Annotated in this window: 17 protein-coding genes; 5 read left to right on the forward strand and 12 right to left on the reverse strand. The window is 39.4% G+C overall.

Annotated elements, in window-relative coordinates; genetic code table 11:
- Nucleotides 1–28: 28 nt before the first annotated feature.
- From ftsW to glsA, 3 genes are all read right to left on the reverse strand, one after another.
- The gene (gene ftsW / locus ACSBQP_RS05590) at nucleotides 29–1,240 is read right to left on the reverse strand and encodes a putative lipid II flippase FtsW (RefSeq protein WP_007499829.1); all 1,212 of its coding nucleotides are present in this window, start codon (nucleotides 1,238–1,240) and stop codon (nucleotides 29–31) included.
- Between the two features lie 210 nt (nucleotides 1,241–1,450).
- Nucleotides 1,451–1,732 carry a YlaN family protein gene (locus ACSBQP_RS05595; RefSeq protein ID WP_003212509.1) on the reverse strand — a complete coding sequence of 94 codons (282 nt, stop codon included), beginning with the start codon at nucleotides 1,730–1,732 and terminating at the stop codon, nucleotides 1,451–1,453.
- Nucleotides 1,733–1,854: 122 nt separating this feature from the next.
- On the reverse strand, nucleotides 1,855–2,784 hold the full coding sequence (gene glsA / locus ACSBQP_RS05600) for a glutaminase A (RefSeq protein WP_035392166.1): 930 nt from the start codon (nucleotides 2,782–2,784) through the stop codon (nucleotides 1,855–1,857).
- 120 nt (nucleotides 2,785–2,904) lie between these two features.
- On the opposite strand from glsA, the gene ACSBQP_RS05605 reads away from it, so the two are divergent.
- On the forward strand, nucleotides 2,905–3,387 hold the full coding sequence (locus ACSBQP_RS05605; RefSeq protein ID WP_008345056.1) for a hypothetical protein: 483 nt from the start codon (nucleotides 2,905–2,907) through the stop codon (nucleotides 3,385–3,387).
- A gap of 15 nt (nucleotides 3,388–3,402) precedes the next feature.
- Here ACSBQP_RS05605 and ACSBQP_RS05610 read toward each other — a convergent pair whose 3' ends face one another.
- Nucleotides 3,403–4,725 carry a PhoH family protein gene (locus tag ACSBQP_RS05610; protein WP_025207279.1) on the reverse strand — a complete coding sequence of 441 codons (1,323 nt, stop codon included), beginning with the start codon at nucleotides 4,723–4,725 and terminating at the stop codon, nucleotides 3,403–3,405.
- A 140-nt stretch (nucleotides 4,726–4,865) separates the two neighbouring features.
- On the opposite strand from ACSBQP_RS05610, the gene ACSBQP_RS05615 reads away from it, so the two are divergent.
- A complete protein-coding gene (locus ACSBQP_RS05615; protein ID WP_008345059.1) occupies nucleotides 4,866–5,483 on the forward strand; it encodes a YhcN/YlaJ family sporulation lipoprotein in 618 nt (205 codons plus the stop codon).
- Nucleotides 5,484–5,791: 308 nt separating this feature from the next.
- Entirely contained in the window at nucleotides 5,792–6,022 is a 231-nt protein-coding gene (locus ACSBQP_RS05620; protein ID WP_008345063.1) for a YlaI family protein, read from the forward strand.
- A 29-nt stretch (nucleotides 6,023–6,051) separates the two neighbouring features.
- Here the strand turns inward: ACSBQP_RS05620 and ACSBQP_RS05625 are convergent, their stop codons facing one another.
- Both ACSBQP_RS05625 and typA read right to left on the reverse strand, forming a co-directional pair.
- Nucleotides 6,052–6,333: a YlaH-like family protein gene (locus ACSBQP_RS05625; protein ID WP_048002867.1), complete on the reverse strand. Its 282-nt coding sequence runs from the start codon at nucleotides 6,331–6,333 to the stop codon at nucleotides 6,052–6,054.
- Nucleotides 6,334–6,429: 96 nt separating this feature from the next.
- On the reverse strand, nucleotides 6,430–8,268 hold the full coding sequence (gene typA / locus ACSBQP_RS05630; RefSeq protein ID WP_008345068.1) for a translational GTPase TypA: 1,839 nt from the start codon (nucleotides 8,266–8,268) through the stop codon (nucleotides 6,430–6,432).
- A gap of 113 nt (nucleotides 8,269–8,381) precedes the next feature.
- Here typA and ACSBQP_RS05635 point away from each other — a divergent pair, with 113 nt between their 5' ends.
- Nucleotides 8,382–8,561: a DUF5325 family protein gene (locus ACSBQP_RS05635; protein WP_008345070.1), complete on the forward strand. Its 180-nt coding sequence runs from the start codon at nucleotides 8,382–8,384 to the stop codon at nucleotides 8,559–8,561.
- Between the two features lie 273 nt (nucleotides 8,562–8,834).
- On the forward strand, nucleotides 8,835–9,470 hold the full coding sequence (locus ACSBQP_RS05640; protein WP_017359387.1) for a hypothetical protein: 636 nt from the start codon (nucleotides 8,835–8,837) through the stop codon (nucleotides 9,468–9,470).
- Between the two features lie 44 nt (nucleotides 9,471–9,514).
- On the opposite strand, the gene ACSBQP_RS05645 is transcribed toward ACSBQP_RS05640, so the two are convergent.
- From ACSBQP_RS05645 to ACSBQP_RS05670, 6 genes are all read right to left on the reverse strand, one after another.
- The gene (locus ACSBQP_RS05645; RefSeq protein ID WP_008345075.1) at nucleotides 9,515–9,808 is read right to left on the reverse strand and encodes an anti-sigma factor family protein; all 294 of its coding nucleotides are present in this window, start codon (nucleotides 9,806–9,808) and stop codon (nucleotides 9,515–9,517) included.
- Nucleotides 9,805–10,323 (reverse strand): sigma-70 family RNA polymerase sigma factor, encoded by a 519-nt coding sequence (locus tag ACSBQP_RS05650; protein ID WP_435028314.1) that lies wholly within the window; start codon nucleotides 10,321–10,323, stop codon nucleotides 9,805–9,807. The genes ACSBQP_RS05645 and ACSBQP_RS05650 overlap by 4 nt, the downstream gene beginning before the upstream one ends.
- Nucleotides 10,323–10,586, reverse strand: coding sequence for a hypothetical protein (locus ACSBQP_RS05655; RefSeq protein ID WP_048001595.1), 264 nt, complete (start codon nucleotides 10,584–10,586; stop codon nucleotides 10,323–10,325). Before ACSBQP_RS05655 ends, ACSBQP_RS05650 begins: the two co-directional genes overlap by 1 nt.
- On the reverse strand, nucleotides 10,576–12,429 hold the full coding sequence (locus tag ACSBQP_RS05660) for a hypothetical protein (protein ID WP_435028248.1): 1,854 nt from the start codon (nucleotides 12,427–12,429) through the stop codon (nucleotides 10,576–10,578). The genes ACSBQP_RS05655 and ACSBQP_RS05660 overlap by 11 nt, the downstream gene beginning before the upstream one ends.
- Before the next feature lie 183 nt (nucleotides 12,430–12,612).
- Nucleotides 12,613–13,419 carry an inositol monophosphatase family protein gene (locus ACSBQP_RS05665; protein WP_046343457.1) on the reverse strand — a complete coding sequence of 269 codons (807 nt, stop codon included), beginning with the start codon at nucleotides 13,417–13,419 and terminating at the stop codon, nucleotides 12,613–12,615.
- A 133-nt stretch (nucleotides 13,420–13,552) separates the two neighbouring features.
- Nucleotides 13,553–13,741, reverse strand: a complete 189-nt coding sequence (locus ACSBQP_RS05670) for a hypothetical protein (RefSeq protein ID WP_008345085.1) — start codon at nucleotides 13,739–13,741, stop codon at nucleotides 13,553–13,555.
- Nucleotides 13,742–13,962: the final 221 nt, after the last annotated feature.

Raw genomic sequence — 13,962 nt, forward strand, 5'->3', positions numbered from 1 at the left:
AGAAATGAAAACTGTACACTTTTGTTTTCTAAAGATTCAAAGTTTTCTGCAATCCATTTTTTTGAATCGATGGTTTGCTGATTGATTTTTTCTTTTTATAACGCTCTTTATATTCAGTGAACATGCTGATATTCAGCAATATTCCCATACATCCACTCAGTAAAATGATAGAGGATCCCCCGTAGCTGATAAACGGAAGTGTGACCCCAGTGATCGGAATGAGACCTGAAACACCGCCCAAATTAATACACGTTTGGATGGCAATCATTGAAGAAATTCCTATTGCAAGCAAACTTCCAAACGGATCTTCACACTTTCTCGCAATGTAAAAACCTTTCACGACAATAAAGCCAAGGAGAGCAAGGACAAAAAATACACCGAAAAAACCAAGCTCTTCCGAGATAATTGCCATGATAAAATCTGTATGCGGTTCTGGAAGGTATCCATACTTTTGTACACTCTCTCCAAGACCAAGCCCAAAAAAGCCGCCTGATCCAATCGCATAATATGAATTAATCAATTGATGCCCAGAAGCGCCTGCGTCTTTAAATGGATCTTGGAAACTCTCAAAACGTCCAAGACGATTCTGCGTGAAAATTTTATCCCAAAAAAGAATAATAAACGGTGTCACAACAACCATCACCGCACTAAATAAAGCGAGCAGCTTGGCCAGCGTTTTACCGCTAAACCCTGAGCATAAAATCATCGCAAGGGCAATCATACCAATGATAAAAGCTGTCCCATAGTCTGGCTGCAAAATAATAAATCCGCATAGGATGGAGACAACCACAATTGGAGGTGTAACCCCTCTTAAAATATGGTCAATATAATGCTGCTTCTTTGCATAGACAGCAGCAAGATAAATGATGACAACGATCTTCACGAATTCCGCTGGCTGAAGACTAAAAGGCCCAAATTTGATCCAGCTTCTAGCATTCCCTGCAATGTGACCGCCAAAGTACACATAAATGAGAGAAAACACAGATAGCAAAAGCATGACAATTTGGAATCTTTTATTTAAGAGCAGCTGATACGGAATGAGGGCTGTAAACATCAAGATGACCGCCCCGACAATCATAAATAAAAGCTGTTTCTTGAAAAAATTATCTGGCGCAGCATCATATCTGATCACAGATGTAATCATACTTGAGCTATACACCATCACCAAGCCGAATGCGCTAATTAATATAATGGCGAACAATAATGAGTAGTCATACGATTTTAGCATTCTCTTTAACATATAATCCTCTTCCTAACGTCTATTTCTACTGCTTGATATTCTCTTCTCTTAGCTGTTCTTATTCTACTACATTTTCTCCGTTTGATCCCGTTTTACCTCTTTATATTGTTCGTCTTTCATGAGACAATCAAGTCCGTTTGGCATCAATCAAAATAAAAAGGCGGACAAAAAAACTCAAACTTATGTTGTGGAAGTTTGAGTTTTCAATCATTATTTTTTTGTGAACGCATCATGAAGTGCGGATAGTTCTCTCTCAAGTTTATCGAGTAGTTTTTTGCCTTCATGTTGATCAACTAATCCAAGCCGGACAGCGAAATCAATTTCTCTCGATAATCCGAACATTTGAGTATCTAAAACCTCTTCATAAAGAGGACATTGCGGCATCGTTAAGTTGTCCATTTGCACTTGGATCAATTTTAAAATTTTATCTGCATCCAATTTTAATAAAGCCAGTGCTTTTTGCCGATGATCGACTAAAATTTCTGACGCCAAAAGTATCCCTCCGTTCCCCAGGCGAGTACCTAATTCTTCTATTTATCATAAAGCGAAACGCCCAAAATTGCAAGCGGATTTGTACAGTTCGCTCTGTAAAAATAAAAAGAAGCCATTCGTTATTAAAAGATACTCATCTCATATTTTTCACTCATGAGCTCAAGCAGCTTAATACCCGCAATACTATTCCCTTTTTCATCCAAAGCAGGTCCGAATATACCTATCCCAAAGTCGTATGGCGCCGCCCCCATAATTCCGCCTGAAACACCACTTTTAGCAGGGATTCCGATATTGATCGCAAATTCCCCGCTCGCATTGTACATACCGCATGTAACCATAAACGTTTTACAAATTCTAGCGACATCTTTCGAAAGGATTTGCTTTCCTGTCTCTGGATGCCTGCCATCTAATGAAAAAACACATGCGATCTTCGCCAAATCCAGGCTATTCATCATGACGGCGCACTGCTTCGTATAGACATCCATCACCTCTTCTACATTCCCTTTAATAATATGATATTGCTTCATATAATAGCACATTGCGCGGTTAATCATTGATGTTTCAAATTCGGATGCAGCGGTTTCTTTGCAATATGTAATGGTGGTGTCATTGGCAAGCTCTCTAATAAAACCAAGCAGCCGGTTCAGCTGATCTTGCGGCGTTGCCCCTCTTATTAAACTTGTAACGGCAAGCGCTCCTGCATTAATCATTGGGTTAAGCGGCTTATTTGGGCTTGCTGTCTCTAGTTTAATCATCGAATTAAACGGGTCGCCAGTCGGTTCTTGTCCAACATATTGAAACACTTTTTTCGGTCCTTCTTCTGAGAGCACGAGCGCCAGTGCTAATACTTTTGAAATACTTTGCAGGGTGAATCGTTTATCAACATTTCCTGCTGAGTGGCACGTATTACTCACATGATAAACAGCGACAGATAAATCCGATTGATCCGCTTTACCGAGTGCCGGAATATAGGATGCTACCTTTCCATTTTTGGCCACCTTTTTTGCCTCTTCTACAAATCGCTGAAGCTCTTCATTGTCACGACATGCCATGCCCAAAATCCTCCCTATTTTTCGTCTAATCGTAGTTTGTACAAGGAGGTGCATGTTTATGAAAGTGACAAAGCGGGCGAAAACTTCTATAATTTATGTTGGAAAGGGGTTGTCTTGAACATGAGCATTATTCAAATCAAGGGGAACGTACAATACAAGATCACCATTGATCCGAGTGTATGGATTTTTGATGACCGTAAATTTTTAATGGATTCATTTTTTGAGAAAAGTGCAGCAAACGAAGAGCAGCAGCTAGATCAGGAGCTTGATCAAGAGCGGGTCATAAGAGAAGGTCAAACACTTCCACCCACATTAAAAACAGAGAAAAAGTACGAAAAAGAAAGACTTGTCACAGGCAGCTTCGGGATGAAACTTGGCGACATGATAAAAAATGCAGAACCGCTCGAACAAGCGGAGACGTGTGAATTTGTCACAGAAACAGAAACAATTGCTGTTCCGCTCTCTAAGGCGATGGATAGCATTGCCCATTTCAGCCAAAATGGAAAACCTATAACAGAAGAAGGACCAATCCACGTTTATTTCGAGGATCAGTCCAACATCACTCAGCCGATTAAAGGCGTCAAAGAGTTAATCATTACATAAGATAGCGGGTCTGGACTATAATAAATCAGCTGCAAGCTGTGCAAGTCCAGACCTTTCTCCTTTGACAAGCTTGACATGTCCAGATATTTGCTGCCCTTTGAAACGCTCAATGACATATGTGAGCCCATTATTTAAGCTGTCTAAATAAGGGTGATCAATCTGCTCTGGGTCTCCCATCAGCACAATTTTACTTCCCTCACCAACCCGCGTTAATAATGTTTTTACTTCGTGTTTTGTTAAGTTTTGCGCCTCATCGATAATGATAAATTGATCAGGGATACTTCTCCCGCGAATATACGTTAAAGCTTCCACTTGAATTGAACCGATGCCCGCTAGTATCGCATCGAGTTCACCAGGTTTTTTTGTGTTAAATAAAAATTCTAGGTTGTCATAGATCGGCTGCATCCACGGTCTGAGCTTCTCTTCTTTTTCGCCTGGCAAATACCCTAAGTCCTTACCGACAGGAACAATGGAGCGGGCCACGATGAGCTTTTTAAACATGCCGAGGTCCTCTGTCTGCATTAATCCAGCAGCAAGTGCAAGCAGTGTCTTTCCTGTTCCCGCTTTTCCGATAAGTGTCACAAGCGGAATATCGCGGCGTAAAAGTAACTCAAGCGCCATCGTTTGCTGGACATTTTTTGGGCGAATTCCCCAAATATGTTCTTGGTCATAAATAAGCCGTTTTACATGCTCTGCTTTTTGATCAAGCATCCCCAAAGCAGAACCACCCTCATTTCCCTTCATAATAACAAATTGATGAGGGTTTAATGGCGTTTGGGTGACGTCTTTTATTGGTAACTGATTTTGCTTATAAAATGTATTCAGCTGCTCAGTCGGAATATAGAGCTCGTGATAGCCGTTATCAATGTCTTCATTTTGCAGCACACGATCGCTTAAGAAATCCTCTGCTTGCAGACCAATGGCATCCGCCTTTACTCGCACTAGGACATCTTTGCTGACCAAAATGACAGGCCGGCCATCCGGTTTTGTTTCTTCCTCTAAGCTCAAATTCTTCGCAACAGCCAAAATCCGGTTATCGTTTGTTTTTTCGATGAAAATTTCTTGAAGTTCATGGAAAGAGCGATGATTCAGCTCAATACGCAGCGTTCCTTTTGACTCCAGCGTAATTTTTTCATGCAGTTTCCCTTTCGATCTCAACCCGTCGATTAAACGTGAGACACGTCGTGCGTTTTGCCCAACCTCGTCCATATATCTTTTTTTCGAGTCTACTTCTTCTAACACTACGGCCGGAATCACAACCTCGTTGTCTTCAAATGAAAAGATTGAATTCGGATCCTGTAATAACACATTTGTGTCTAATACATAAATTTTACTCAGGTCCTTCGCCTCCTGATCGGGGTTTCATTCATCCTTGTCTTTCCAAAAACGATTGTTAAAATATATGTTTTCATGAATAAAGTTAGAAGGTTAATTCAACAATAAAATAAATCATGCAGTTTGTGAAGGAGGGAATACACATGCGACTATTTTTGACGTTATTCATGGTTCAAACCATTCTTTTATTAGGCGCTTGCCAACATCAAGAGAAGCCTTTGGCACAAGAACATCAAGACGGAAACAAGCATTTAGTAAGAGTATCAGACTCATCCAAGAAAAACACTGACAAAGCCCGCCCATCAACAGATGTGGCAAAACACCTAGTGAATGTGACTGAGCATGTAGCAGATGTAAATGACGCAACAGCGATCGTCATCGGCAAGTACGCTGTCGTTGGCATTGATGTAAAAGATGATTTAGATAGAAGCAAAGTTGAAACCATTAAATATTCAGTCGCCAAAGCTCTGAAAAATGACCCAGAAGGTGCGAATGCTGTTGTCGTCGCTGATCCAGATACAGTGAGCCGTTTAAAGGAAATGGGTAAAGAAATACAAGCAGGCAGGCCAGTAAGCGGAATTATGGATGAACTAGCAGCCATTGTGGGACGTGTTATGCCAGAAATGCCTCGAAATGAAATCGACCGTAACGAAACAGATCCAACGAATGATCCGAATCATCAGCTCAAACAACAAGATCAAAAGCAATTAGAAAAAAACCAAAACGATCAATCAAACCATCATATGAATCAGAAGAAATAATGAGAACGGCTTATATCTCTTGTGATATAGCCTCAGATTATTGACAAAGGGCTAAAATGAACTTTATTTTAGCTCTTTGCCTTCTTTTCAGCGTGATAGAAAACCTTTGCAGCCCTAGGAAGGACGAGCATCGGCGCGGAGCGAATATGACATTCGTGAGCACCGAAGCGCAGGACTGACACCGAATGTGAGGGTTTGTCTACACGCTGCGGCTTATATCTCTTGTGATATAAGCCTTTTTTATACTGATTTTAAGTGGCTCAAAAAACATGCTATAATGAAGGCATGACCAAAGTGAGGTGAAAATGATGAGAGTGAAGTGCTCATTATGTGAAAAGCTTGAAACCATTAATGATGATACACTTGTTGCTAAACGGTTAAGAAATCGACCGATTCATACATATATGTGCGATGACTGCCAAGAAAGAATTAAAGTAAAGACAGAGGCACGCATCAAAACTGGCAGATTCTCTCTTTATCAAGATCCTGCGACGAAAGAGAAAAAGAAGAAAAAAGGAAAAAAAGAACAGAAGACATAAAAAAGACCTGACACAAGTTCAGGTCTTTTTTACGTACTCACTGTTCCTTCTTTTTTCGCACGATGCAGTCGTATTTTATAAATAATCAAAATGACAGCTGCCACAACCAGGCCTTCTGCGACTGGCAAGAAGATACCTAGAAATGTGAGAAACGTGCAACCAAAAATCAAAAACAAATAAATGACAAGTGCTTTTAAAATCGGTAAACGTCTAGCAAAGCCGAGTTTAAAAACAACAATCGCTAAAACAAGGATGGTGCCATATAGGAGCCACATCCCTGTTTGCGGATTTTCATCGACACGAAACAGCATCGCGAAAAAGGATAGATTCTCACTTACTTCCTGATCATTCAAAAAGATTCCCTCCCCTTATCTTTCAGGGTTCTATCTTTTTAATTCTTCATGGAATTAAGATAATCCTGCTAGCTTTTTCTTCTTCGCAGCTTTCTCACGTTCGTTTTTATCTAAAATTTTCTTTCTTAAACGGATCGATTCCGGTGTAACCTCACAGTATTCGTCTTCATTTAAGTACTCAAGAGATTCCTCAAGTGACATAATACGTGGTTTTTTCATACTAACCGTTTGATCTTTTGTCGCTGAACGTACGTTTGTTTGTTGTTTCATACGGCTCACGTTGACAACAAGATCGTTTTCACGGTTATGCTCACCAACAATCATTCCTTGGTATACTTCAACACCCGGCTCAACGAAAATCACACCGCGCTCTTCAACGCCTTGGATTCCGTAAGCAGTTGCTTTACCTGTTTCCATTGAAACAAGTACACCTTGACGGCGTCCGCCAACTTGACCAGACTGCATCGGCTGGTAGCTGTCAAACGTATGGTTCAAAATACCAAAACCACGAGTTAATGAAAGAAATTCAGTTGTATATCCGATTAAACCACGTGATGGAACTGTAAAGATCAGGCGAACTTGACCATTACCATTATTGATCATGTCAATCATTTCACCTTTTCTTGCACCCATTGATTCCATAACAGAGCCAGTATGCTCTTCAGGTACATCAATTTGAACACGCTCTACAGGCTCACATCGAACACCATCTACTTCTTTTACAATAACTTCTGGCTTCGATACTTGCAGTTCAAATCCTTCACGTCTCATATTCTCAATCAGAATTGATAAGTGAAGCTCACCGCGTCCTGATACGACCCAAGCATCAGGTGAATCCGTTGGATCTACACGAAGACTTACGTCTGTTTGAAGCTGCTGTTCTAAACGCTCTTCAATTTTACGTGATGTCACGTACTTTCCTTCACGGCCTGCAAATGGGCTGTTATTCACAACAAATGTCATTTGAAGTGTCGGCTCATCAATACGAAGGATCGGCAAAGCCTCTTGGTGTTCTACCGGGCAGACTGTTTCTCCTACGTTGATGTCTTCCATACCAGATACTGCGACAAGATCTCCAGCTTTCGCTTCATTGATTTCCACTCGTTTTAACCCTTGGAAACCAAAAATCTTCGTCACGCGGAATTGTTTTACACTGCCATCCACTTTCATTAGAGCAACTTGCTGTCCTACTTGCATCGTTCCTCTAAATACACGGCCAATTCCAATTCTTCCAACATAATCATTGTAATCAAGTAGCGCCACTTGGAATTGAAGCGGCTCTTCATGGTTGTCGACTGGGCATGGGATATGGTTGACAATCGCTTCAAACAACGATTCCATGTTTTCATCTTGCTTACTAGCATCGTTACTTGCTGTACCATTGATTGCTGATGCATATACAACTGGGAATTCAAGCTGTTCTTCTGTTGCATCCAATTCAATGAACAAGTCAATGACTTCATCAACTACTTCAGCTGGACGAGCAAAGTCACGGTCAATTTTATTGACAACAACAATTGGTGTTAAGTTTTGCTCAAGTGCTTTTTTTAGCACGAATCGTGTTTGAGGCATACAACCTTCATATGCATCCACAACGAGAAGTACACCATCTACCATTTTCATGATACGCTCAACTTCACCACCGAAATCGGCGTGTCCTGGTGTATCTAAAATATTAATGCGTGTATCTTTATAATGGATCGCAGTATTTTTAGCTAAGATCGTAATACCGCGCTCTCGCTCTAAATCATTTGAATCCATGGCTCTCTCAGCGATATTTTCATTCGCACGGAAAGTACCAGCTTGATGGAGCAATTGGTCAACAAGCGTCGTTTTACCATGGTCAACGTGGGCAATAATTGCGATGTTGCGAAGGTCTTTTCGAAGTTTCACATTTTCATCTCCTAAAATAATTAGATAACTTTCATATTATATCACAATCCCCTTTAAATGCCGATCGTTTTTCTGTAAACTTATATTAACTCTAAAAAAAGGGATGGAGACAAATGAAACAAATCAAATGGCTTCTATTATTATGTGCATTACTTGCCGTCGTCAGTATGGCGTTTATTGGAGTGTCTGTTGCAGAAAAAAGCATACTGGGAACATGCTTAAGTATTGTGTTCGCCATGATTTTCATGGGTACAGGATTTACATTAAAACGAAAATTAAACGTGCAATCATAAAATTTATGAAAAGCCTTTTACATTTTACATGTAGAAGGCTTTTATTTTGGGTAAAAACAAGACCAACCACCTATGTAACACTAATGATTCAACTAAAAATTTCATATAGTGTTGGCAAATCTAAGCAATCTGAACTCCTCCATTTTTCGACAAGAACTTTTATAGTTCTCCAAAATCAAACACAAAGTTACATTTTTCCTATTCTTCCACAAAGTTTCTCATGGTATGCTGTTCTTGCAACAAAATTTAACAGAAAAGGGAGAGAAAAGAAGCATGAAGAAGTTTTTGAGCAAATCGCTCAGCTCTGTTGTATTTTTCGCTTTAGCTATCATTTTTACTTTCACAACAGTAGCTCCTGGGCAAGCAAGTGCTGCAACTTTCAAAGGGATTCCTTTTGAGCAGCAACAAATTATTAAAGATTTATTGGAGAAAAACGAGCGTGTTATCAGCATTCTCATCAATTCATTTGTTGAGGAAGACAACAACTACACATTTGATGTGAAAAAAGCTGTTGAGCTCGGTCTGACTGAAGAAGAAGCGGCGACTGCTGAGAAATTCTTAGATCGCGCAGCTGTTCTTACAATCGTTTTCAGTGAAAGCATCACTAAAAACGAAAAAGGAAAATTAGTTTTTGATGCAGAAAAAGCTGTTGAACTTGGTCTTACTAAAGAAGAAGCAACTAAATTCGAAAAGCTTTTCAAATCAGTGATCAGAATTGCTGATCTTGCTGGTGATGCACTTGTTCTAGACAAAAAAGGAAACGTTGTAATTGATTCTAAAATCGCTAAAGGTCTTGGATTCAGCTCTACTGAATTACTTGTTTTCAACCAATTGCTTAAGAAAATTCCTCAAGAGCAATTAAAAACGTTCTATGATGCAGTTCAAATTGCTAAAGAAAAATTGAACTAAGCTCAAAAAACCCCCATCCGGTTCATCCAGATGGGGGTTCTTTCTTATATCCAATAGATCAAGAGCATGATGAGATAGACGATACTAAAAACGATACTTGCCCTTAATAACAGTTTTCCATAGTAGCGCTTTTCAAACTTTCTTTTTTCTTCTTTTTCATCTATGAACGGTATGAAATCTGTTGACTTTGCAATAGAGACTGGTTCTTTCATTTCTTCATATAGATGAAGGCATTTTTTGCATGAACGTAAGTGCTCATTCACTAATTGATTTGTTTCTTCACTCGTGTCCCCTTCTATATAAAGTGGTAATAGTTCTTCAATCAAATAACAGCTCATTTGTTGAACTCCTCACAATGTAGCTTTCGTTTCAGCTCTAATCTTGCTCGATGAAGGGTTGTCTTTACTTTAGGTAAAGTCCAATTCAAAATTTCCGCTACTTCTTCATACGATAATTCCTGAATATCTCTTAAAATGAGGACTTCTCGGGAAGAATCCTTCAATTGATTGATCTGGCTCCACAGCCTTTGAATATCAGCTTGAGTTTCTAAATGGTCTTCAGGTGTCATGAATATCTGTTGCTCTAAAAAATCAGCATTTTCTACATCCGTAAAAGTTCGTTTTATTTTTCGGCGATAGTCGTTGACAAATGTATGATAAGCAATGGTGTAAAGCCATGTTTTAATGCTTGAATGTCCTTTAAAAGAGGATAACCCATGCAGTGCCTTGATAAATACATCCTGCGCAAGGTCCTTGGCTGTTTCGACATTTCCCGTTCTGCGATATAAATATTTGGTGATTTCCTGAAAATATTCTTCATATATTTTTTCAATTTGATTGGTCGGTCTAGACATCAAAAATAAAACCACACAGTCATCCAAATTGATAATACGATAAAAAAGAAGTATAACGAAGAAATAAACCACTTCATGCGTTTTAATTCGAGATAATCGCTCTGATCCTCAGTGTGGGCAGGAGTAAACTCGTTTCCCTTAAAAGAATGCTGAAACTGCTTTTCATGCGCCATCATCCAGTTAGAAGCCTCTTCTCCAAGCTCCCCTTCCTGATACAATTCATATAAGTCTTGAAAGATGGCTTGTTTTTCTTTATCTGTCAAAACGTTGCACCTCTTTTGTTCGTCCATTTACTTCATATATTTTCCGCTCATTCGATCCGAAAGTTTGAATGATCACAAACCACGAAATGCTCTTTTCCCCCTCTTTGTCGATCATTCTCACCGGCTTGATTTGTTTTTTATAGATGGCATAAGGTTCATACTTTTTGAGGATTTGCTGATAGACTTCATCACGTTCTTGATTCGATACCGTATGCGGTAAAGAAGAGTCTGATTGCCAATTCAACGCAATTCCATCAGCATCTCTCGTCACATGAAGTAAATGGGATGACCCGTGAAAAGTATATTGTTTGTGTTCACGAGATCCTGTTTCTGTCTTCACGTCTTTTGACTGTTCCCCTATCATTTCCAACAAATCTTCGTCACTGATATTTCCTTTTTTCTGTTGAAGAATCGCTTTTGATAGCTGTATTTTTAGCAATTCTTTCGTTGAACCATTAAACACAAATGTAGAATGATCGGCTGTCTTTACCTCCACTTCATGCTGCCACTGAAAATAAAAGCCATCAACGTCTGTAATCTGATAATCTGTTGGCTGTAAATTTAGTTTTTTATAGATACGATTTATTTTCGTTTTCATTTCTTTGTTTGTTAAATTGATCCCGTCTATATCCTTTAATTGAAAGATGGCGTTCCCATATTGCGCTTGTCGAAGCGTCTCTTTTTTCCATGTGGCAAACGCTAGGCTCTCATCTTTATTCTGAGACATTTTTGGCAAAAGAAGAACGCTTTTCTCCCCGTCTTCTTTTTCGACGACGATATGAATGCGGTCTAGATCAACGGATCGGCCGCTTCTTTCAAAAAATTCAATGGTTTTTTCCCTATATTCTTTATCGGTCAAATGCTGACCCTTTGCGCGACCATGATAAAAATAGCTGTTTAATTCACCTGTAAACGCAGAAACATTCACTTCATACTGATCGGCTGCAAACACGTAGTTATCAGAGATCGGCTGCTTAATAGTCGTTGAATATAATGAAGTGTCCGCTGGTACAAACTTTAAAGCGAATGCTTTCGCACTTGCTTCAGATAAAGGTCGATATTCTTCTGAGAAAGTATCTGTCAGTTCCGTTTTAGTAAATTGAAACATGATATGTGGGAGATTTAGGATCGGGTTCAGCATTAGCGTAAAAAAGACGACAATCCCCCCAGCACCCCACTGTCTCAACTTTACCTTGTTTTGTATTAACGCACATAACAAATGTAATGTCATAAAGCTTCCTGCGGCCGCCACTAAAATCACTATGGACTTAAACGAAGATTGCAGCTCATACTTCGAAATAGAAGGATAAAAAATATACAGCAGCGCAGTGAAAATCAAGCCATAGAAAAACAGCAATTCTTTCCACTTCTGGTGCCAAAACAAACGAAAGAATAGGTGAAGTACCAAAGCGGCAAAGCCAATCATAAGCAAAATGATGATCAAATCTCTCCATATCAGCTCCGTATCACCGCTGAGAAAGAACTTTTTGCTTTCAACTAACACAATAAATATCGTTTGACATAAGGGCAGAAGTAACACAGATAAATCAAACGCAAAAAACATGCCCCTATTTTTTAAATAAGGAAGAGAAATCACATAGAAAAGTGATGCAAGCAAGACATATCCATAGATGAGAAATTGCATGAAATCTGTCAGCACTTCAAATGTTTCGATCGTATACTGTCTAGCTAGCACTTGGTGGATCATCTCAAGTGTCATACTCCCTAGCAGAACTACTCTTAATACGATTCCAGCATAAAATACATAACTACTCTTCTTTTCTTTCCATATGGGAAGTGTAATGAAAAGGACAAATAGTCCAAGCACACACCATTGAATCATGTGGATACTGTACTCATTTAAAATAAAAAACCTTTCAAAATGGAGGGATAAATCACTAAACAAATCAAACATTGCTACACAATCCTTTACATCAAATTAAGGCCTCATTCGTTTAGACATCTGCCTTACCAAAAAGTTTCAGGAAAAACAAAAAATCACTTCATTCTCATGAAGTGATGTTGTTTATTTTTTATTTCCGCTTCCTTTTATGTAATCATGCAAGATTTTCTCACAGACGGATCGATTTCCGGCAACAATGCTATTTTTCTCTAGAAACGTTAAGCGTTCTCCGTGAATATTCGAGTAAACAGCGCCTACCTCATCAAGCAACACACATCCAGCAGCATAATCCCATGGCGCTAGCCTTAACGTGACATATGCGTCGCTTCTTCCGCTTGCAATATAAGCCAGTTCAAGTGCAGCTGATCCAATCGTTCTTGTTCCTCTCACATCGCGTACGAGACGGGCAAACGGCTTAGCGTCAAAATGGGGGCTTTCAATCGCCCATGTTGGGTTAATGCCGACAATGGCTTTTTCAATGGCGACATCTTTTAAAGGCGGGAGTAAGGTATCGTTCATATACGCCCCTTCTCCTTTGACTGCATGATAGAGCTCGTCATGGATGACGTCATAAATAAGACCGATTTTCCCCACACCATGTTCAAATATCCCAATTGAAATGGCAAAATTTCGTTTTTGATGGACAAAGTTCATGGTGCCATCAATTGGATCAATGATCCATACTATCCCGTCAAGAGAGGTCACTTCTTCCCCTTGGCCCTCTTCTCCTAAAATATGATGATCTGAAAATGTCGACTGTATCTTTTCAATGAAGAAACGTTCTGTTTCTTTATCGATGTTTGTGACAAGATCATTTGGATTTGATTTTGTTTCAATTGATAGACCTTCCTGCATGGATTCTTTAATGCGGCTACCCGCTTCTTTTACCCAAAGCTTTGCAAGTCGGTCAATTTCCACCCAGTTTGTCATCGGACTGTAAACCTCTTTTCTATGTAGTACCTATTTGTATTAGCATACTGATATTATGTACGTAAAAGCAAGAAAAAAGCAGCTTCATACAAAAACGAACCGATGAATTGGTTCGTTTTTACCTCACCTTGTTTTACCCTTGAAGCTGCTCCCATTCTTTTCTTAGGCGCTCAAGCTTTCGTTTGCTGCGTTCTACTTGGATATCATCTTTTTGCTCGATGGCTTCATGAAGCGTAGAAAGCTCATAATCAACCTCTAATCTCCACACAGCGATGCGATTCTTCTTCTCTTGTCTATACCCATGCTTCACGATTTGCTTCATTGGTCAACGCCCCTTCCAGAGAATGATTCATTCCTTGTCAGTTTTCATTGATAAAAAATACAATCGATAAGAGAAATGGTTCTTGCTTATATCGTATGAAGCGATCGCATAACCGCAACGACATTCTGAAAATTGTGTTTTTACCTATTTGTTATGTACCACAAAATCGATGTTTTTAAACGCCGAACCAAGATCCCTGCTATCTTTCTCTTTAAAGTGCA

This window comes from Bacillus sp. G402 (assembly GCF_051172515.1).
GTDB lineage: Bacteria > Bacillota > Bacilli > Bacillales > Bacillaceae > Bacillus > Bacillus altitudinis.